A 19,325-nucleotide genomic window follows, 5' to 3' on the forward strand; every position below is an offset into this window, starting at 1 on the left:
GGGAGCAGGCTCACGCAAGAAATTTGAACACGCGTTCTACCTTTTTGTCCGCCACTTCAGCCGGTCGTGTCAATGACCGGCCCTTGCGTCACGATTACGGTCTGCTTGGTCAGATTTGTGACGTTGCCGAAGGAAATGGCAGCTCACGCCGCTTCGCATTGGCCGGAGCCATTGAAGAGATCGCGACCGATCGTGCGGGCGGTCTCCAGAAGGGAAACCGGATCCCGCGTTTCCGAATCGAACAGGAACTCCGATGTCGCAACGGAGGCGCCGCAATAGTCGAAGATCCCATGATCGATCTGGGTTTTCATGGCGCCGGAATAACCATGCCGCTCGAAGGTTCCTGCGTCGGTGCCGGCGACACCGAGCAGATGAACGCGGAGGTGGCGAAGCTTCTTCACCACCTTGCCCTCTGGCGCGTATTCGTAGGCCCAGCCGTTGCTGAAGACGCGATCGATCCACCCCTTGAGGATCGCCGGCATCGACCACCAGTAGACCGGATAGACCAGCACCAGGTCGGTGGCGCGGTCGATCCGTTCCTGCTCCGCAATGACATCGGCGGGAGGCGCCGTATCCTTGTGATAGGCGGCGAAGTCGGCCGCGCTGAACCTGGGGTCGAAAGCTTCCGCCGTAAGGTCAGCGATCTCGAAGGAATGCCCGGTCTCGGAAATACCCTCGGCGATTTTGGTGGCGACGCTGCGGCTGAGCGATTTGGGGGCAGGGTGCGCGACAACGACGAGAGCGTGCATGGCAGGGCTCCTTCCAACTCATTGCAGATGAGGGGCGATTGCTATATACTTTTAGTAAGTTACCTTTGGTATATTAAACTGTCAAGCGCCGTGCCAAAAATTCCGTCTCCGCAGCCGCGCCGCCGCCTGTCACGGGAGGAAAGGCAGCGCCAACTTCTGGACGTTGCGTGGCGGCTGGTTCGGGAAGAGGGCACGGACGCCCTGACGCTGGGACGACTCGCCGAGCAGGCGGGAGTCACGAAGCCCGTCGTTTACGATCATTTCGTCACTCGTCCGGGGCTGCTGGCAGCGCTTTATCGGGAGTACGACGCACGTCAGACGGCGTTGATGGATGCCGCGATCCAGGCGAGCGAACCGACCCTGCCGGGCCGGGCTTCGGTCATCGCATCGTCCTGTGTCGATTGCGTACTCCTGCAGGGCCGTGAAATCCCCGGCGTGATCGCCGCCCTCACCAGCTCGCCGGAGCTCGAGAAGATCAAGCGCGAGTGTGAAGTGGCCATCATGGAGAAGTGCCGGATCGCTCTGACGCCCTTCGCCAAAACCGGCGCTATCGCGCCCGCCGGTCTTTGGGCGATGTTCGGTGCGACCGAAGCCCTGTGCTACGCCGCCGCGACCGGGGAAATTACGGCTGACGAGGCGAAGAACGAACTCTTCGAAATCATCGTCGCGATGGTCGACAGGGGCGCACGCGACACCTGACGCTTGGGCGAAGGCTGCCTTAACTGTCGAAAAAATTCTGAAGCACGATGTCGATTTCCGTGAAGCTCGTTCGTCGTTCCAATATCGGGCCGATAAGGCCGGCCTAGACGAGGAGACAGACGATGCGTGTGATGGTGCTCGTGAAGGCGACCGAAGACAGCGAAAAGGGCTTTTCCCCCACGCCCGAATCTCTCGCGATGCTCGAGGCGATGGGCAAATTTAACGAGGAGCTGGTCAAGGCCGGCATCATGCAGGCCGGCGAAGGCCTCAAACCCTCCTCGCAGGGCAAGCGTATTGCGTTCGATGGTCCCGGCCGCACGGTTATCGACGGGCCTTTCGCCCAGACCCGCGAACTGGTCGCCGGCTTTTGGCTCTGGGAAGTCAAGGACATGGATGAGGCGGTCGCCTGGGTGAAGCGCTGCCCCAATCCCATGTTGGGACCGAGCGAGATCGAAATCCGGCCGCTGTATGAGATGGCCGACTTTCAATGAGAATCTGGCACGGGATGTCACCGAGACTCAGCCACGGCCAGTTCCGGGCTTTGTACCAATCTCATTCATGAGCCTGCTACATAGGTGCATGCGAGATTATCCCACTAATCGCCGCCATACGGCCCGTTAGCTTCAAGAGACCCGCTCGGAGGTCTCATGAAGTCCCTTCTGTCCGCGTTCGCTGTCCTTGCTCTTTTCTTCACGCCCGCCGTTTACGCCCAGCAGCCGACGCCGCCGTCGCCCGACGATGTCCGCAAGGTCGCTCCCGCGCTTGAAGCGTACCGTCAGGCGCGCCTATTCGACGATCTCTGGAAACGGCCAGAGCTCTCGGCCCGCGACCGCAGCCTCGTCACGATCGCGGCGCTGATCGCGCGCAACCAGACGATTGAGCTGCCTTTCTATGTTGAACGCGCGCTCGACAGCGGCGTGAAGCCTGCGGAAATCTCCGAAGCCATCGTGCATCTCAATTTCTATGCTGGCTCCTCGAACGCGATGGCGGCCGTCGCGGCCGCAAAGGATGTGTTCGCACGACGCGGCATTACACCGGCGCAGCTACCGGCCGCTGCGCCGCCCAAGCTGCCGCTCGACGAGAAGGGAGAAGCGGATCGCGCCCAGCGGGTCGGCCAGCAGTTTGGCGCCGTCTCGCCAGGCTTGGTGCACTACACGACCGATATCCTGTTTCGCGATCTCTGGCTTCGTCCGGACTTTGCGCCGCGCGACCGCAGCCTGGTGACTGTGAGCGCCCTCGTCGCCAACGGGCAAGTGGGACAGATCCCCTATCACTTGGGTCGCGCCATGGATAACGGGTTAACGCAATCACAGGCGGGCGAGGTGCTGACCCAGCTCGCCTTCTATGCCGGCTGGCCCGCCAGCTTTTCAGCGATCCCTGTCTTCAAGGACGTGTTTGAGAAGCGGCCGAAGTAGATGAAGCGGATCATCGTTGTCGCACTCCTTGGAGCCGTCTGGTTCGTCGTGGCTGCAGCGGTTGCCTGGCAGGTGCAAGCCTCGGCTGATTCTGTGAGGTTCCCCGATAACTTTGCCGACGGAGTCCTCTACACCACAGTGACGCGCGGAAACTTGAAAGAGGAGATCTGGACCAGCCGCGCCACCATCGACGCCGTGAAGGCGGGTCACCCTATTCCGAGCGGTACGGTGATCACTCTGGTCGATTTTCGCGACGGCAAACTCTTCCGCTACGTCGTGATGGAGAAGCGCGCCGGGTGGGGAGGGCAGTACCCGCCGGACAGGCGCAATGGCGAGTGGGAGTATCAGGCATTCAACGCAGACCGCACGGTGAACACTGCCAAGAACCTCGATCGATGCTTTGCCTGCCACAAACCGCGCGCGGCGCAGGACTTCGTGCATACCTTCGAGCAGATGAAGACTGCGAATTGAGCCCATTCACCCGCGATGCCGCAGTGCCTCGACAAACAGGGAGAAGGCGCGCGAGGGTTGGCGACGACTGGGATAGTAGAGGTGATAACCTGCAAACGGCGGGCACCAATCGGTCAGCACGCGCTTGAGCCTGCCCTTGGCGATGTGCAGCATAGCCACCGTCTCCGGCACGTAGGCTAGGCCGAACCCTGCCAGCGCCCCGTTCAGCATATGTGGCGTGCCGGTGAAGGTGAGCTGCCCCTCGACGCGCACGCGCACCTCGCGGCCAGCCTTCTCGAATTCCCAGGCATAGAGCCCGCCATGGGTGCGCAGACGCAGGTTGATGCAGTCGTGGTCGACCAACTCCTGCGGCGTACGCGGTGCGCTGCGTCCCTTAAAGTAGGCCGGCGCGCCGACTACCGCCATCCGCGTGTCTGCGCTGATGCGGACCGCGATCATGTCTTTCGCCACCTGTTCGCCGCCGCGCACGCCCGCGTCGAACCGCTCCGCCACGATGTCGGTCAGCCCATAGTCGCTCACGATCTCGACCCTGATGTCCGGATACTTCTTCAGGAAGGGCACCAGCTTCGGCCAGATCACCGTGTCGGCCACGACGTCGACCGCCGTGATGCGGATCGTGCCGGCCGGTTTGTCGCGGAAGGCGCTCAGCGCCTCCAGCTCGGCCTCGATCTCCTGCAGCCGCGGTTCGACCGTGCGCAGCAGGGTCTCGCCCGCCTCTGTCGGCGCCACGCTGCGTGTCGTGCGGGTCAGCAGGCGCACCGCCAGCCGCTCCTCCAGTGCGCGGATCGTATGGCTGAGCGCCGATTGCGAGAGGCCGAGCCGTGCCGCGGCGCGGGTGAAGCTGCGCTCGCGCGCGACGACCGAGAAGGCGTGCAGATCGTCGAGGATCTTGCGGTCCATGTCGGCACTCTATTCATGAGCCGGGCTCATAAGTCCATATGGCTCTTATCGACTAATCACCGAAGCACTCAGTCGATAGATGTCGTGTGCGCTACCAAATCAAGGATCCGTCATGAAACTCCTCGTCGCGACCCTCGCCACCACCATTGCCTCGCTGCTACCACTCGCCGCTGGCGCGCAGACGGCCGCCATCCTCGAGATCAAGCGCAACGGCAGCCAGCCTTCGGGCAAAGGGCCGGCGGACTTCTTCACCGGCACCGTCCGCGTCGATCCGCTGTTCCAACAGGAAGCGCCTTGGCAATCGCGCGGCGGTACCGTCACCTTCGAGCCCGGCGCACGCACGGCCTGGCACACCCATCCGCTAGGCCAGGTTCTGGTCGTGACTGCGGGCGCCGGCCGCGTGCAGCGCGAAGGCGGCCCCGTGCAGGCGATCGGCCCGGGCGACGTAGTCTGGATACCGGCCGGCGTGAAACACTGGCACGGCGCGGCGCCGACCACCGCCATGACCCACATCGCGATCACCGAGGCCAAAGACGGCAAGGTGGTCGAATGGATGGAGAAAGTGACGGACGAGCAGTACGCACCAGCGCGTTAAGTCCCCGAAAGGAGTCCGCAACAGGGACCTTGAAAGCCCGAGACCCCAATTGTCCCGTAACTCAGTTGGATAGAGCGGCGGTTTGCTAAACCGCTACTCATATCCGCCCTTTGGTCGATGCCAATGAACTCGCAAGCCGCGATGGCGACGACTCCGCTCGATAAGTCGCCGATCAACGTGACCTCGACGAGGGCGGAGAATGACGCCTGTCGGCTGAAACATCTCGGAAACGCGCGTGTCAGAAACGTGCCCAACGGGCCCGCATGTTGCTGCGCCGTTCTGCGTGAACATGCGCACTCGGTGGATAACACCCGAGTCGTGTTCTTCGATATTTCAATGAGTTAGTGGCGGACCCGGCGAGATTCGAACTCACGACCTCTGCCTTCGGAGGGCAGCGCTCTATCCAGCTGAGCTACGGGTCCAATGCGGCCGGAACATAGCGGAGGGGTCTCGACCACGCAACGCGGGCCTTTTGGCAGGTTGGACGTGATACCGGCCTTGGCGACGGACGGCGATTGAGCGACAGTCCGGCCATAACGAGCAACACTTCTGGGGGAAATGCCATGTCGGGATACAATCGACGCGATTTTGTCCGTGCATCAGGTATGGCCACTGCGCTTGCCACGTTGGGTCTCGCCGCTCGGGCCGGGGCGCAGGGCGCCGCGCCACTCGAGACCGTGCGTATCATCACCGGTTTCCCGCCGGGCGGCACGTCCGACACGCTGTGCCGGCGCGTCGCCGAAGGGCTGCGTGGCACGAGCTACACCAAGGTTGCGCTGGTCGAGAATAAACCCGGAGCGGGCGGGCAGATCGCCGTGCAGTCCATGAAGGGCGCCGCGACCGACGGCAGCGTGATCCTTCAGACGCCGGCCTCGATGCTGATGATCTACCCGCACATCTACAGGAACCTGGCCTACAACGCCTTCACCGATGTCACGCCGGTATCGCTCGCCTGCACCTTCGATTTCGGCTTCTGCGTCGGGCCGGCCGTGCCGGACAGCGTGAAGACCATCCCGGAGTTCCTGGCCTGGTGCAAGGCGAACCCCGACAAGGCGAACTATGGCTCGCCGGCGGCCGGTTCGGTGCCGCATTTCATCGGCGTGCTGCTGGGGCAGGCGGCCGGCGTCGAGCTGAAGCACGTCGCCTATCGCGGCACGCAACCCGCCGTCCAGGACCTGGTCGGCGGTCAGATCCAGGCGGTCTCAGGCCCGGTCGGTGAGTTCACCCAGCAGGCCAATGCCGGCAAGATCCGCTTCCTCGGCGTGTCGGGCGGCGCGCGCAGCCGCTTCGCGCCGAACGTGCCGACCTTTGCCGAGCAGGGTTACAAAGACCTCGTCTTCTCCGAGTGGTTCGGCTTCTTCGCGCCGGGCGGCACGGGTGCGCCCGTGGTGGAGCGCGCCAATGCTGTCCTGCGCACGGCGCTGGCGCAGAAGGATGTCGTCGATGGGCTCAGCGTGATGGGCCTCGAAGCCAAGTCCTCGACGCCGGCGGAATTGGCGACACTCCTGAAGGAGAGCTACGACCGCTGGGGACCGATCGTGAAGAAGATCGGCTTCACCGCCGACTCCTGATCTCGTTCACCCGCGCTTATGGAACTGTGAGCCGCCATAGGATTGGTCGGTCGGCACGATCTCCATGTAGCTCACATCCATGCGCTGCGGGGCGCCCAGCACGAACATGATGGCTTCGGCGATGTCGGCGGGCAGCAGGGTTTCGAAGCCGTCGTAGAACATGCGACGGCTTTCCTCCTGGCTCTGCGCCAGCACGAGATGCGCGCCGGTCTCGACACGGCCGGGAGAGATTTCGCTCACACGTACGCCCGAGCCATGGAGGTCGAGACGCAGCGTGTTGCTGAGATTATGAATGGCGGCTTTTGTCATCGCGTAGACCGGCATGCCGGAGAGGGGCCAGGTGCCGGAGGTCGAGCCGAGATTGACGATATGGCCGAGCCCGCGTGCCTTCATGCCGGGCACCACGGCGGCCAGGCAATTCAGCGTGCCGCGCAGGTTCACGTCCAGCAGCGCATCGATGTCATCGGGCGCGGTCTCCCACGATGCCGTCGCGCGGACCAGGGCCGAGGCGTTGTTGATCAGCACGTCGGCATCCAGCGAGCCGAGCGCGCTCATCACCGCGTCGCGATGCGTGATGTCGAGCGCCATCGGCCGGCACCCCGTCTCGTTGGCCAGCGCCACGAGATCGTCGGCGGAACGGGCTACGGCGTAGACTTCGAGGCCGCCGACCCGCAGCTCTCTCACCGTCGCCGCGCCGATGCCGCGACTTGCGCCCGTGACGATGGCAGTGCGATAGCGATCCAGAGACAGAGGCTCCTCCTTGGTGCGGCGCCAACGGCCGCCTAAACTTCCACCATAGCGTATCGACAGCGGGGAACGATCATGGCCAAGAAACTCTTTCCGGACGGCACCGAGGTCGCGGGCTTCTATGTCCGCACGATCCGGAGCGGTCCTTTCGTCTTCGTGTCCGGGACGACCTCGCTCGACTCCAAAGGGCGCGTGCAGGGCAAGGATGCCGCGCAGCAGACGACAATCACCATGCGCAAGATCGAAGCCGGTCTGAAATCAGCCGGCGCACGCCTGTCAGACCTCACGCGCACGACGATCTACGTCACTGACATTCGCGACATGACGGCCGTCAGCAAAGCGTTGGGCAAGGCGCTCAAGGGCTCTGTCGTCGTCTCGACCCTGGTGGCGGTCAGCGCGCTCGCCGTGCCGGGCCTGCTGGTCGAGATTGAGGCGACAGCCGTCGTCGATCGCTGAAGCCCATCAAGCCGGCGGGTAGGGAATTCTGTTGCGCTGGAGGAGGTTCTCCAGCGTCTTGATGCCTTGCTGATAGCGGCCCTTCTGGCAGTCGATGCCGGCGCCGAGTCGCAGCATGTCCGGCCCGCCGGAGCCTTCGCTGCGCCGCGTGTTGTACTTGTCGAAGAGCGCCCCCAGCTCGGCGCAACGTGCTGCAAGCTGTTCGTTGGTCTGCTGTGCATTTGCCGGAGCCGGCAACCAGACAAGAACGGCAAGGATCGATAGGAAACAGGCACGGCGGTGTCGCGTCATGGTTGAAGTATAGGCCACAACCTCCGCCGCCTTGAACCTGCGGATAGCCACGATGTACTGTCATTTTATCGTCCGACAACCGGACAAACGGGGGGTAAGCATGGTTTCTCGATCGACGGTTCGGTTGGCGCTGGCTGTTGGCCTTGCGGCATTGGCGACGGCCTGCGCGGTGGCCAAGAGCACGCCCGGCGAAGATCCACGGAGCGGGACTAACGCCTCGATGATCACCTGGGCCGACGGCAAGGAAGCCATCGCCATCACTTGCAACGAGCCGGGCGGCTGCCAGACGCGCGCGGTCGCGATGTGCAATCGCACCAACGGCGACTACACCGTGCTCAAGATGGAGAACATGCCGACGCGCGGCGATCTTGGTACCGTCCGCGGTGCGGCATCGGCTGTCGTGCGCTGCGGCAGGTAACGACGATCGGCGTCGATCAACGGCTGCGGCGCGATCCCCAGGCCGTCGCCATCTTTGGCTGAGACGAGGTTGCCTCGGCGCCCGAAGGCAGGGCGGCCTCGTGATCGGCGATCCAGGCCGCGACGTCGGCGGCCACGGTCGGCCCGGCCTTGTCGCGCATCAGCAGGTGATAGCCGTCCTTATAGAAGGCGAGCTTGGAATCGGTGCGCGGTGGCATGGTCTCGATGGCGGCCCGTACCGGCTCCTGCGGCACGATGCGATCGCCGAGACCGTGCATCATGAGATAGGGAAGCCGGACGTGGCCGGCGGCGACGCTCGCATCGTCCATCAGGTTGATCAGCCCGTAGGCCATGTCGAGTCGCGTCTGACGCAGAATCATCGGGTCGTTGCGCAGCTTCTCCAGGGTCTTGGGATTGTCGGTCGGCTTGTAGTCGATCGAAGTAGGACCCGAAGGCATCCAGGGGATCGTGTGGCCGAAGAACCAGAGGCCCGCGCTCGCCATCGGCCCGAAGGTCTCGCGCGAGCGCAGGGCCGTCGCCGACAGGATCAACCCGTCGGCTTCGACACCGCGATCTGCGGCGACCAGCACGACGGCGCCGCCCATGCTTTCGCCTGCAAGGTAGAACGGCACGCCGGGGTACTTGGCGCGCAGCAGCGCCGTCACGGCCTTGGCATCGTCGACCAATGTGTCGGTGCCGGGCCAGCGACCGCGCGTCGGGCTGCCGCCGAAGCCGCGTTGGTCATAGGCATAGGTCGTGATGCCGTCCTTGGCCCAGATCTTCGCGGGCTCTTCCCACGCATTCCGATAGTCGCCGAAGCCGTGCAAACCCAGGATCACCGCAGTGGGCGCGCCGTTTGCCGCAGGCCAGGTCGAGAGCGGTAGCGCCGTGCCGTCGGCCGCGACATAACGGTTTCCGGTCAGCTTTGGCGCCTGCACCGTGCCGCCCGCCGGAACGACGGTCGGGGCACAGGCGGAAAGCATGACCGAAACGGCGACGGCGGCTATCATGCGCCGGCGCAAAAGGAGTGGGATTGTGACTGAGCCGTTTGAAGTCATCACTGTCGATACTGACCGCGTCGCCTGCGATGGCGGTGGCGGCGCGTTGGGCCATCCTAAAGTGTATCTCAACCTCGGCTCGGAGGGGCATGTCGAGTGCCCTTATTGTAGCCGGCTGTACAAGTTGCGCGAAGGCGCGCATCCCGCGCACGCTCACTAGGACCGACCCATGAAACAGCTCGGCGAAGGCTGGAACTGGCGCGATCTCAAGATCGGCGACAAATTCACCACCTATGGCCGGACCCTCTTCGAGGCCGACCTTCTGAATTTCGTGACGCTTTGCGGCTTTTCCGAGGAGCTGTTCACCAACAAGGAATACATCAAGGAGCACGCCCCCATGCGCGGCGGGCATCCCGTCCCGGGTGCGCTGGTCTATTCCATGGCCGAGGGTCTGGTGATTCCGACCACCCTGCAGGGATCGGGGCTGGCCTTCCTGTCGATGGGTTTCGACATCAAGGGGCCGACGTACGTGAACGACACGATCCACGTCGAGATCGAGGTCACCGAGATCAAGCCGACGTCCAAGGATCCCTCGCGGGCGCTGGTCCGGACGACCAATCTGGTGAAGAACCAGAAGGGTGAGACCGTGCTGATCTACACGCCGCTGCGCATGATGCAGGGCCGCTGATGGCCAAGGTTGCCGTCGAGAAGGAAGGCACGACCACGATCGTCTCGATCGATCGCTTCGCGGAGGCGCGCAACGCGGTCGATCCCGAGACGGCGATCCTGCTGCGCGAGGCCTTTCTCGCCTTCGACGCCGACGAGTCGCAGTCCGTTGCCATCCTGACCGGCCGCGGCGGCACCTTCTGCGCCGGCTACGATCTCAAGGTCGCGGCCAGCCGCGAAAGTCCCTCGGCCTTTGATCCGGCCGGTCCCGGCCCCATGGGGCCGACGCGGCATCTTCTGTCCAAGCCGGTGATCGCCGCCGTCGAAGGTTACGCCGTAGCAGGCGGCCTCGAACTCGCGCTGTGGTGCGATATGCGTGTCGCTTCCGAGAGCGCCAAGTTCGGTGTGTTCTGCCGGCGCTGGGGCGTGCCGCTGATCGATGGCGGCACGGTGCGCCTGCCGCGCCTCGTTGGCCATAGCCGCGCCCTCGACATGATCCTGACCGGCCGAGAGGTCGGCGCCCGCGAGGCCTTCGACTGGGGGCTGGCCAACCGATTGGCACCTGAGGGGCAGGCACTCACCGAAGCCAAGGCGCTGGCTAATGTGCTGGCGAAGTTTCCGCAGACCTGCCTGCGCTCGGATCGCCAATCGTCCTACGAACAATGGGCGCTCGATCTGCCGGCGGCGCTCATCAACGAGGCGCGGCGCGGGATGCCGGCGTTGCAGGCGGAGACACGCAAGGGCGCTGCCCGATTTGCTGCCGGCAAAGGACGCGGCGGCGATTTCGGAGAAATCTGATGAGCCTGCCGACCGACGCGGAGATCGCGCAGTACCGTAGCGACGGCGCTATTTGCCTGCGCGGCGCTTTCTCGCTCGACTGGATCGAACGGCTGCGTGCGGCGGTCGATGCCGACATGGCGGCGCCGGGGCCGATGGTCCGCATCAATACACCCAAGGATGCACCAGGGCTGTTCTTCGTCGATTTCCAGCTCTGGCAACGCCATCCCGACGCACGTTCTTTCGTCTACGAATCGCCGGCACGCGAGATCGCGGCGCGTCTGATGGGCTCGGACGAGGTCGTCTACTATCACGACCATCTTCTGGTGAAGGAGCCGGGCACGCAGGAGCGCACGCCGTGGCACCATGATCAGCCCTACTATCCGATCGATGGTGAGCAGATCGTCTCGCTGTGGCTGCCGCTCGATCCCGTCGACCGGGCAACCTGTGTCGAATATGTGAAGGGCTCGCATCGCTGGGGCCGCTGGTTCCAGCCCAAGTTTTTCAAGCAGGGCGGCGTCGATCTCGCCGTGCAGGACAGCCGCTTCGAGCCGCTGCCCGACCTCGATGCTGAACGTGACCGGCACGAGTTCCTCGCCTGGGACATGAAGCCGGGCGACGTCATCGCCTTCCATGCGCTGACGCTTCATGGCGCCTCGGGCAACCGTTCGACCTCGCGCCGTCGTCGTGCCTGGGCGACGCGCTGGTGCGGCGACGACGCGCGCTACGCCACGCGTGTCGGCCAGATCTCGCCACCGCTCGAAGGCCACGGCCTGAAGCCGGGCGATAAGCTTGAGTGTGAGACTTTTCCAAAGGTCTGGCCGCAGTGAACGAACTGTTCGTGTTTGCCGGCGTAATCGCGCTGGCGTCGGTGTCGCCTGGCCCGAATGTCGTCCTAGTCGTCGATCACAGCTTGAGCTTCGGTGTGCGGCGCGTTGCCCCCACCATCCTCGGCAACATCTCGCTGCTGTTCCTGGTGGCACTTGCTGCGGCACTGGGCGTCGCTGCGCTGCTACTCGCGATGCCGGGCCTGTATGACGGCTTGCGGCTCGCGGGCGCAGCCTATCTCGTCTTCCTCGGCATGCGCGCGCTGCGCAACGCCTGGCGATTGCGGGGCGATGCCATCATCGGCGCACCGGCCACCGAGGTGAGCGCGCTACGTCGATACCTCCAAGCCTTCTTCGTGAGCGCGACCAATCTGCAGTCCGTGTTTTTCCTGGCGGCGCTGTTTCCCAACTTCGTGCACCACGATCAGCCGCTCGCGCCGCAATTCTTTGTGTTGTTCTCCGTGCTCATTCTGGTGGTGGGTTCAGTGCACTTCGCCTACGCGCTGTCTGCGGCCGCGATTCAGTCCCGCGTTGGCGACCGCCGCTTTCGGCGGTCGATTCAAGCGGTATCGGGCCTGGCGATGCTAGGCTTCGGAACGGCGATCGCCGCCAGCGTCCTGCGCCGTTAGCGGCTCTACGGAACGAGCACGGCCTTGCCGACGACGGTGCGTTCCTCGATCAGCTTGAAGCCTTTGATCCAGTCCGCGAGATCGTAGGTCGCGGCGACCGTGGCCTTGAGCTTGCCTTCGACGAACCAACGGGTCAGGTCCTTCTGGGCATCGGCCACCATCGCGCGGCGCGCGGCGAGGGCTGCTTCTTCCTTGGGCGAGGGCTTTCCCTTACCGCCCCAGCCGTTCCAGTAACCGTAGTAGAAGCCGATCACCGTCACGTTCTTGACCAGAAGGATGTTGGCCGGAATCTGCGGGATGGTGCCGCTGGCGAAGCCCATCGGGATGATGCGACCTTCGGGCGCCACGCAGCGCAGCGAAGCGTCGAACGCCGAACCGCCGACCGGATCGTAGATCACATCGGCGCCGCGTCCGCCTGTCAGCTCCAGCACCTTGGTGCGCAGGTCTTCTGAGCGGTAGTCGATCAGGTGGTCAGCGCCGGCCTCTTGCGCAGCCTTGAGCTTGTCAGGGCCGCCCGCGCTCGCGATCACGACGGCGCCCATCGCCTTGCCGACTTCGATGCCGGTGAGGCCCGAGCCGCCGCCCGCGCCGTGTACCAGCAGCACTTCGCCGGGCTGAAGGGCTGCCTTCCACTTCAGCGCGCCATAGGCGGTGGGATAGAGCGTCGGGAAGTTGGTCGCCTCGGCGTAGGGCAACTGCTCAGGAATCGGGATCAGGTTGGCCGCGGTCGCGATGGCATACTCGGCAAAGCCGCCCTGGCTGACGCCGGTGGCGATGCGGTCACCGACCGCGACGTTGCTGACGCCTTCGCCCAGAGCCACGACATGACCCGCGAGTTCGTTGCCCGGTACGTACGGCAGCGCCGGCTTGTTCTGATGCTTGCCCTGCACACCCAGCATCGCGGCGAAGCTCACGCCGGCAGCGCGCACGCGCACCAGCACCTCGCCGGCCTTCGGCACAGGCTGCGGGATGTCCTCGATCTTGAGATCGTCGATCGGACCATAGGCATGACAGACCAGCGCCCGCATCTTCACTTCCTTTATTCCTGCGCTACTTCTTGAACTGGCCGTGCCGGCCTTCGCCCTTGGCGAAGCGCGCTGCACCGCTTTGCGATTCCTGCCGCCGCGCTTCCAGCGACAGCTCCATCTCGCGCTGGATCGCGGCCGCCTCGTCGCGGTCGAAGCTCTCGTAGGCTGACTGGCGGTCCGACGTCATGGCGATGGGCGGGAAGCCCGCGATCTGAAGGGCGAGCTTCTCCGCCTCGGCGCGTGTCGTGCCACGGGCCACCTTGCGTGTGGCCAACCCGATGGTGATGGCTTCGTCGGCACCGACGGCACGGCCGGTCAGCAGCATGTCCATGGCGCGGCCCTGGCCCACGATGCGCGGCAGGCGCACGGTGGTGCCATCGCTCATCGGCACGCCCCAGCGGCGCGAGAACACACCGAAGGACGCGGTCTCATCGACGATGCGGATATCGCAGAACAGCGCGACACCCAGCCCTCCGGCGCAGGCATGGCCTTCGATGGCGGCAATCACCGGCTTGGCAAGTGGCGCGCGCAACGGCCCATCGGCGCTGCCGGCCCACGGGAAATAGTCCGTGCCGCCGCCCAGCTCCTTGAGGTCGGCACCGGCACAGAAGGCACCGCCGGCGCCCGTCAGGACGGCCACCTTTGCCTGCGGGTCGGCCTCGAAAGCGCGCAGCGCATCGGCAAGCCCGTGCGCGGCCTCATTGTCGAGGGCGTTCTTGGCTTGCGGCCGATTGATGGTGATCGTCGTGACCGGACCCTGGGCCTCGACCACGATTTTGGAGGTGCTCATGACACCGTCTTATCTAACGGTCGCGAGTTCGTCTTCAAGCTGGGCGTTGGACCGCCTCGGTGTGCGGAAGTACCACCAGTTTTTCTGTGCGGTCCATTTCTCCTTGCGCGCCGTGCCGTGGCCCCAGACGCAGCGCTTGAAGTCGCGCGTCGCCGATATGAAGACCCTGTCGGCTTCGTCGAGCTTCAGCGCGTGATCACCCATCTCCTCGCGGCTGAACATGGGCAGCGCCTCGAGGATCAGTTCGCGCACGTCGACGTCGTTCAGCCAGTTGTCGAGGTCGAAATTGTAACCCTGCCGCTCGAGATCGGCCGTGAAGGTCGTCCACTGGTCGATCAATTCGCAGAGGTCGGCCACGTCGGGCGGACCGGGAGGCGGGGGAGGGTTCACTCGCGACCTCGCTCGGCCTGCCGGCGATAGTATCGCTCGCCGTCGTTCGGCTTGAAGAAGGTACGGATCACGCCATTGGGATTGAAGGCGATGAACGCACCTGTCTGTTTGTCGAAACGGGTCGTCACACCGTCGGTGCGCACCGTCTCCAGGATCGGCCCGCCGACGCGCGCATCGCGCAGGAGCTGCGCCTGCCGCAGGTAGTCCTGCTTGGTGATGCGGCCGAACTCCGCGCCATGCTTCTCGAAATGGTCCTCGAGCCGTCGCGAGTCGGCGAAACCGACGCTGGCGCCCCAGCCGCCCGTGCTGGACGCGGGTTCGCGCGCTTCTGTGACGGTGGTGTTGCGCGCAGCCTCTCCAGCGCTGCGGTCACTGACCTGGAACCAGTAGAGAAAGATCGCGACCGCCGCCAAGGCCGCCGTCAGGAGACGACGCCACGGCAGGCCGCCGGTGCGGACATTCATTTTGCTATTGTGCGCCACCCTTGAACCACCGCGCAATCATCCGCCGTTCGGCGTCGGTGATGTGCGTCAGGTTGCCGGGGGGCATGACCCGCGAGGCCGCAGCCTGCTGGTTGATGGCAGCGGCCATGGCGTGGATCTGCGACGGCGTCTCCAGGAGGATGCCCTTGGGTGGCGCCACGAAGCCTTCCTGCGTGGGCTTGGCGGAATGGCAGGAGACGCAACGCGCCTGGATGATGGGCTGGACCTGGTCGAAGGCGACCGGGCCGCCACCATCGGCGCTCGGTCGTGGCAGGGCGAGCAGGGCGGTGAAGGCAATGAACACGAACCCCGACGCCAGCACCAACGGATTGGCGTTGCCCTTGTGGCGCTGCACGAACCAGACGCGGATCAGCGCGCCAGCTACCGAGATCAGGATCAGCAGCACCCAGTTCCACTCGTGGCCGTAGAGGCCGGCATAGTGGTTGCTGATCATCGTGAACAGCACAGGCAGGGTGAAATAGGTGTTGTGGACCGAGCGCTGGCGGCCCATCAGGCCGTACTTCGGATCGAGCGGCCGGCCTTCTTCCTTGGCCTTCACCATTTCGCGCTGGCCTGGAATGATCACGAAATAGACGTTGAGCACCATGATCGTGCCCAGCATCGCGCCGAAATGGATGTAGGCGCCGCGGCCGGAAAAGATGTGACAGAGCGCCCAGGCCGAGGCGATGCAATAGAGGAACAGCAGCCCGCCCAGGACGGCATCGTCCTGGCCCAGGGCCGACCGGCAGAGCCAGTCGTAGACCAGCCAGCCCAGCACCAGGAACCCCAACCCGATGGCGATCGCGGCAGGCTTGCTGAGTTCCATCACCGAGGGGTCGATCAGGGCAACTTCCGCACCGTAGTAATAGACGAGGCACAGCAGGAAGAAGCCGGTGATCAGGGTCGTGTAGGCTTCCCACTTGAACCAGTGCAGTTCCGGCGGCAGGCGCTCGGGGGCCAGGGCAAATTTCTTGGCCGTGTAGAAACCGCCGCCATGGACGGCCCAGACTTCGCCGCCGATGCCCTTGGCGACATCGGCCGGGTCGAGCGGCTTGTGCAGGTGGTTGTCCAGCCAGATGAAGTAGAAAGACGCCCCGATCCAGGCAATGCCCACGATCATGTGAGCCCAGCGCAGCAGTAGATTCAGCCAATCGACGATAAACGCAGCGTCCATGCTTCCTCGTAGCGCCTTGCCGGGCGGGGCCTCAAGGCGGTAAATCGCCCCTTCGCAGTGATTCGAACGATTTCAAGGGGAAATGCAATGACGGCTCTGGACCTTCCGGCGGGTGTTTCGATCGACGGCGCGATCAAGCCCGGCTTCGAAAAGGTGCTCACCAAGGAGGCTGTCGAATTCCTTGCCGACCTGCAGCGCAAGTTCAACGACCGCCGCGAGGAGTTGCTGGCGGCCCGCGTCGAGCGCCAGAAGCGGCTCGATGCTGGCGAAAAGCCGGACTTCCTGCCGGAGACGGCGAAGATCCGCGAGAGCGACTGGACGGTGGCGCCGCTGCCCCAGGACATTCTGGATCGCCGCGTCGAGATCACCGGACCAGTCGATCGCAAGATGATCATCAATGCGCTGAACTGCGGCGCCAACGTCTTCATGGCCGACTTCGAGGATGCCTCGACGCCGACCTGGGCCAACATGGTCGAGGGCCAGTACAATCTCGCCGACGCGGTGCGCCGCCAGATCGACTATGTTGATCCCAACAGCGGCAAGGCCTACAAGCTGAACGACAAGACCGCCGTGCTGTTCGTCCGGCCGCGCGGCTGGCACCTGCTCGAGAAGCACGTCACGGTCGACGGCAAGCCGATGTCGGGCTCGCTGTTCGATTTCGGTCTCTACTTCTTCCATAACGCCAAGGAAGCGCTGTCGCGCGGCACTGGCCCGTACTTCTACCTGCCGAAGATGGAGAGCCATCTCGAGGCGCGGCTGTGGAACGACGTGTTCGTCCATGCGCAGGACGCGCTCGGCGTGCCGCAGAAGTCAATCAAGGCCACCGTGCTGATCGAGACTATCCTCGCTACCTTCGAGATGGACGAGATCCTGTGGGAGCTGAAGGACCACTCGGCTGGCCTCAACTGCGGCCGCTGGGACTACATCTTCTCCTTCATCAAGAAGTTCCGTGAACAGGAGTGGGCGGTGCTGCCGGATCGCGGCACGGTCGGCATGACCTCGCACTTCCTGCGCTCGTACAGCCAGCTCGTCATTAAGACCTGCCATCGCCGCGAGGTGCATGCGATGGGCGGCATGGCGGCGCAGATTCCGATCAAGAACGATCCAAAGGCCAACGACGAGGCGATGGGCCGCGTGCACGCCGACAAGAAGCGTGAGGCTGGTGACGGCCATGACGGCACTTGGGTTGCGCATCCGGGCCTCGTGCCGATCGCCAAGGCCGAGTTCGATGCGGTGATGAAGGAAGCCAACCAGATTGCGCGTAAGCGCCAGGACGTGAACGTCACGCCGGCCGACCTGATCCAGATGCCGTCGGGTCCCAAGACCGAGGCGGGACTGCGCCAGAATGTGGCCGTGGGCATCGGCTACGTCGAAGCCTGGCTGCGCGGCATCGGTTGCGTGCCGCTGTTCAACCTGATGGAAGACGCTGCCACCGCCGAGATCAGCCGCGCACAGGTCTGGCAGTGGGTGCGCCACAACCAGAAGCTCGACGACGGTCGTGCCATCACCAAGGAGCTCGTGCGCGAGATCGTGCGCGAGGAGAACGACAAGGTGAAGGCCCAGATGGGCGAGGAGAACTACGCCAAGGGCCGTTACGAAGACGCGGCCCAGCTCATGATCGACCTGGTCGAGCAGCCGCAGTTCTACGAATTCCTGACCCTGCCGGCGTACGATCGCATCATCGCCGACGAGAAAGCTGCGGCCTGAGGGACAGACGATGGTCAACAACGTTTACGACGTCACTTCGGCCGGCAAGGCGGATGCACCGGCGATCGGGGCACCGGGTCGTCCCTGGCTCACCTACGCGGGCCTCAAGAAACTCACGGACGACACGCTCGCCACCTTGAACGGTGTCGGCATCGGCCGTGGCGATCGCGTCGCCATGGTCGTCCACAACGGCCCGGAGATGGCGGCCTCGTTCATCGCCGTGGCCTCGGGCACGACGTCGGCGCCGCTCAATCCGGCCTATCGCGATGAAGAGTTCGAGTTCTACCTCGAAGATCTCAAGCCCAAGGCCGTGATCGTGCAGCAGGGCATGGACAGTCCGGTACGTGCGGTTGCCAGCAAGGTCGGCGTGCCGATTGTCGAGCTGGTGCCGACGGCTGATGCGCCCGCGGGCACTTTCACGCTCGACGTCTCGGCCCTGAAGCCTGCCAAGGCGGCCAAGCCCGGAACGTCGACGGGCGAGGAGATCGCTCTGGTGCTGCATACGTCCGGCACGACGGCGCGGCCCAAGATCGTGCCGCTATCGACGGCGAACCTCGCTGCCTCGGCGCGCCACATTGGAAAGTCGCTGGCGCTCACACCGGCCGACCGCTGCCTCAACATCATGCCGCTGTTCCATATCCACGGCCTGATCGCGGCAACCCTGTCGTCGCTGGGCGCCGGCGCTTCGGTGTCGTGCGCGCCGGGCTTCAATGCGCTGCGCTTCTTCGCCTGGCTCGAGGAAGTGAAGCCCACCTGGTACACGGCCGTGCCGACCATGCATCAGGCGATCCTGGGTCGCCTGCGCAGCCATGTCGAAGCGGCCAAGGCCGCCAAGCTGCGCTTCATCCGGTCCTCGTCGGCCTCGCTGCCGCCACAGGTCATGGCCGAGCTCGAGGCGGCGTTCGGCTGCCCGGTGATCGAGGCTTACGGCATGACCGAGGCCAGCCATCAGATGGCGTCGAACGCGCTGCCGCCGGGCAAGCGCAAGCCGGGCGCGGTCGGCCTGGCGGCTGGTCCGCAGATCGCCATCATGGACGATGCCGGCAACATGCTGCCGCAGGGCACAATCGGCGAAGTCGTGATCCAGGGGCCGAACGTGACGGCGGGCTATGACAACAACCCGGATGCCAACCTCAAGGCCTTTGCCAATGGCTGGTTCCGCACGGGTGACCAGGGCCGCTTCGACGAGGACGGGTACCTGTTCCTCACCGGCCGGCTGAAGGAGATCATCAACCGCGGCGGCGAGAAGATCAGCCCGATCGAGATCGACGTCATCCTGATGGATCACCCGGCGGTCGAGCAGTGCGTGACCTTCGCCATCCCGCATCCCAAGCTGGGGGAAGAGGTGGGCGCCGTCGTCGTGCTGCGTAGTGGCATCGAATGCACGGAGCGCGAGCTGCGCGACTTCGTGGCCAAACACGTCGCCGACTTCAAGGTGCCGCGCAAGGTCGTGTTCGTGGCCGAGATCCCCAAGGGTGCGACCGGCAAGCTGCAGCGCATCGGCCTTGCCGCCAAGCTTGGCCTCGGCGAAGTGACGGCCTGAAGG

At 64.6% G+C, this 19,325-nt stretch carries 25 protein-coding genes and 1 tRNA gene; 15 read left to right on the forward strand and 11 right to left on the reverse strand.

Annotated features, from left to right (window positions below; genetic code table 11):
- Positions 1–143: 143 nt before the first annotated feature.
- Entirely contained in the window at positions 144–749 is a 606-nt protein-coding gene (locus EPO50_RS08905; RefSeq protein ID WP_296343063.1) for an NAD(P)H-dependent oxidoreductase, read from the reverse strand.
- Here EPO50_RS08905 and EPO50_RS08910 point away from each other — a divergent pair.
- The 4 genes from EPO50_RS08910 (at position 723) to EPO50_RS08925 (ending at position 3,334) form a co-directional block, all read left to right on the forward strand.
- Complete coding sequence (locus tag EPO50_RS08910) at positions 723–1,448, forward strand: TetR/AcrR family transcriptional regulator (protein ID WP_296343064.1); 726 nt, start codon at positions 723–725, stop codon at positions 1,446–1,448. The genes EPO50_RS08905 and EPO50_RS08910 overlap by 27 nt on opposite strands.
- 122 nt (positions 1,449–1,570) lie before the next feature.
- Positions 1,571–1,939 carry a YciI family protein gene (locus EPO50_RS08915; RefSeq protein ID WP_296343066.1) on the forward strand — a complete coding sequence of 123 codons (369 nt, stop codon included), beginning with the start codon at positions 1,571–1,573 and terminating at the stop codon, positions 1,937–1,939.
- 156 nt (positions 1,940–2,095) lie between these two features.
- Positions 2,096–2,863, forward strand: a complete 768-nt coding sequence (locus tag EPO50_RS08920; RefSeq protein ID WP_296343068.1) for a carboxymuconolactone decarboxylase family protein — start codon at positions 2,096–2,098, stop codon at positions 2,861–2,863.
- Positions 2,864–3,334, forward strand: coding sequence for a cytochrome P460 family protein (locus EPO50_RS08925; protein WP_296343070.1), 471 nt, complete (start codon positions 2,864–2,866; stop codon positions 3,332–3,334).
- Between the two features lie 6 nt (positions 3,335–3,340).
- Here the strand turns inward: EPO50_RS08925 and EPO50_RS08930 are convergent, their stop codons facing one another.
- Entirely contained in the window at positions 3,341–4,234 is an 894-nt protein-coding gene (locus EPO50_RS08930) for a LysR family transcriptional regulator (protein ID WP_296343073.1), read from the reverse strand.
- Between the two features lie 112 nt (positions 4,235–4,346).
- On the opposite strand from EPO50_RS08930, the gene EPO50_RS08935 reads away from it, so the two are divergent.
- Entirely contained in the window at positions 4,347–4,829 is a 483-nt protein-coding gene (locus EPO50_RS08935; protein WP_296343075.1) for a cupin domain-containing protein, read from the forward strand.
- A gap of 345 nt (positions 4,830–5,174) precedes the next feature.
- Here the strand turns inward: EPO50_RS08935 and EPO50_RS08940 are convergent.
- A tRNA-Arg gene (locus EPO50_RS08940) sits at positions 5,175–5,251 on the reverse strand.
- A gap of 183 nt (positions 5,252–5,434) precedes the next feature.
- Here EPO50_RS08940 and EPO50_RS08945 point away from each other — a divergent pair.
- Entirely contained in the window at positions 5,435–6,400 is a 966-nt protein-coding gene (locus EPO50_RS08945) for a Bug family tripartite tricarboxylate transporter substrate binding protein (RefSeq protein ID WP_296343077.1), read from the forward strand.
- A gap of 6 nt (positions 6,401–6,406) precedes the next feature.
- On the opposite strand, the gene EPO50_RS08950 is transcribed toward EPO50_RS08945, so the two are convergent.
- Positions 6,407–7,150, reverse strand: coding sequence for an SDR family oxidoreductase (locus tag EPO50_RS08950; protein ID WP_367268037.1), 744 nt, complete (start codon positions 7,148–7,150; stop codon positions 6,407–6,409).
- Positions 7,151–7,222: 72 nt separating this feature from the next.
- Between EPO50_RS08950 and EPO50_RS08955 the strand changes: the two genes are divergently transcribed.
- A complete protein-coding gene (locus EPO50_RS08955; RefSeq protein ID WP_296343079.1) occupies positions 7,223–7,603 on the forward strand; it encodes a Rid family hydrolase in 381 nt (126 codons plus the stop codon).
- Between the two features lie 6 nt (positions 7,604–7,609).
- Here EPO50_RS08955 and EPO50_RS08960 read toward each other — a convergent pair whose 3' ends face one another.
- Entirely contained in the window at positions 7,610–7,894 is a 285-nt protein-coding gene (locus EPO50_RS08960; protein WP_296343080.1) for a hypothetical protein, read from the reverse strand.
- A 100-nt stretch (positions 7,895–7,994) separates the two neighbouring features.
- Here EPO50_RS08960 and EPO50_RS08965 point away from each other — a divergent pair, with 100 nt between their 5' ends.
- Complete coding sequence (locus EPO50_RS08965) at positions 7,995–8,312, forward strand: hypothetical protein (RefSeq protein ID WP_296343082.1); 318 nt, start codon at positions 7,995–7,997, stop codon at positions 8,310–8,312.
- Positions 8,313–8,328: 16 nt separating this feature from the next.
- Here EPO50_RS08965 and EPO50_RS08970 read toward each other — a convergent pair whose 3' ends face one another.
- Entirely contained in the window at positions 8,329–9,294 is a 966-nt protein-coding gene (locus EPO50_RS08970; protein ID WP_296343083.1) for an alpha/beta hydrolase, read from the reverse strand.
- On the opposite strand from EPO50_RS08970, the gene EPO50_RS08975 reads away from it, so the two are divergent.
- The 5 genes from EPO50_RS08975 to EPO50_RS08995 are packed head-to-tail and all read left to right on the forward strand — an operon-like array spanning position 9,293 to position 12,208.
- The gene (locus tag EPO50_RS08975; protein WP_296343084.1) at positions 9,293–9,529 is read left to right on the forward strand and encodes a zinc-finger domain-containing protein; all 237 of its coding nucleotides are present in this window, start codon (positions 9,293–9,295) and stop codon (positions 9,527–9,529) included. The genes EPO50_RS08970 and EPO50_RS08975 overlap by 2 nt on opposite strands.
- Positions 9,530–9,538: 9 nt before the next feature.
- Positions 9,539–9,997, forward strand: coding sequence for a hypothetical protein (locus EPO50_RS08980; protein WP_020697615.1), 459 nt, complete (start codon positions 9,539–9,541; stop codon positions 9,995–9,997).
- A complete protein-coding gene (locus EPO50_RS08985; protein WP_296343088.1) occupies positions 9,997–10,773 on the forward strand; it encodes a crotonase/enoyl-CoA hydratase family protein in 777 nt (258 codons plus the stop codon). The genes EPO50_RS08980 and EPO50_RS08985 overlap by 1 nt, the downstream gene beginning before the upstream one ends.
- Positions 10,773–11,582, forward strand: coding sequence for a phytanoyl-CoA dioxygenase family protein (locus EPO50_RS08990; RefSeq protein ID WP_296343089.1), 810 nt, complete (start codon positions 10,773–10,775; stop codon positions 11,580–11,582). Before EPO50_RS08985 ends, EPO50_RS08990 begins: the two co-directional genes overlap by 1 nt.
- Positions 11,579–12,208, forward strand: coding sequence for a LysE family translocator (locus tag EPO50_RS08995; protein WP_296343092.1), 630 nt, complete (start codon positions 11,579–11,581; stop codon positions 12,206–12,208). Before EPO50_RS08990 ends, EPO50_RS08995 begins: the two co-directional genes overlap by 4 nt.
- A gap of 5 nt (positions 12,209–12,213) precedes the next feature.
- Here EPO50_RS08995 and EPO50_RS09000 read toward each other — a convergent pair whose 3' ends face one another.
- From EPO50_RS09000 to EPO50_RS09020, 5 genes are read right to left on the reverse strand one after another with little or no spacing between them, the layout of a single operon-like run.
- Positions 12,214–13,236, reverse strand: a complete 1,023-nt coding sequence (locus EPO50_RS09000) for an NADPH:quinone oxidoreductase family protein (RefSeq protein ID WP_296343095.1) — start codon at positions 13,234–13,236, stop codon at positions 12,214–12,216.
- A 22-nt stretch (positions 13,237–13,258) separates the two neighbouring features.
- A complete protein-coding gene (locus tag EPO50_RS09005; protein ID WP_296343096.1) occupies positions 13,259–14,026 on the reverse strand; it encodes a crotonase/enoyl-CoA hydratase family protein in 768 nt (255 codons plus the stop codon).
- A gap of 9 nt (positions 14,027–14,035) precedes the next feature.
- On the reverse strand, positions 14,036–14,416 hold the full coding sequence (locus tag EPO50_RS09010; RefSeq protein WP_296343098.1) for a hypothetical protein: 381 nt from the start codon (positions 14,414–14,416) through the stop codon (positions 14,036–14,038).
- A complete protein-coding gene (locus tag EPO50_RS09015) occupies positions 14,413–14,880 on the reverse strand; it encodes a hypothetical protein (protein ID WP_296343100.1) in 468 nt (155 codons plus the stop codon). The genes EPO50_RS09010 and EPO50_RS09015 overlap by 4 nt, the downstream gene beginning before the upstream one ends.
- Before the next feature lie 4 nt (positions 14,881–14,884).
- Entirely contained in the window at positions 14,885–16,072 is a 1,188-nt protein-coding gene (locus EPO50_RS09020) for a urate hydroxylase PuuD (protein ID WP_296343102.1), read from the reverse strand.
- An 87-nt stretch (positions 16,073–16,159) separates the two neighbouring features.
- On the opposite strand from EPO50_RS09020, the gene aceB reads away from it, so the two are divergent.
- Complete coding sequence (gene aceB, locus EPO50_RS09025; RefSeq protein ID WP_296343104.1) at positions 16,160–17,779, forward strand: malate synthase A; 1,620 nt, start codon at positions 16,160–16,162, stop codon at positions 17,777–17,779.
- A gap of 10 nt (positions 17,780–17,789) precedes the next feature.
- Positions 17,790–19,322 (forward strand): acyl--CoA ligase, encoded by a 1,533-nt coding sequence (locus tag EPO50_RS09030; protein ID WP_296343106.1) that lies wholly within the window; start codon positions 17,790–17,792, stop codon positions 19,320–19,322.
- The last annotated feature ends 3 nt before the right edge of the window (positions 19,323–19,325 follow it).

The organism is Reyranella sp. (assembly GCF_004297405.1).
Lineage (GTDB): Bacteria > Pseudomonadota > Alphaproteobacteria > Reyranellales > Reyranellaceae > Reyranella.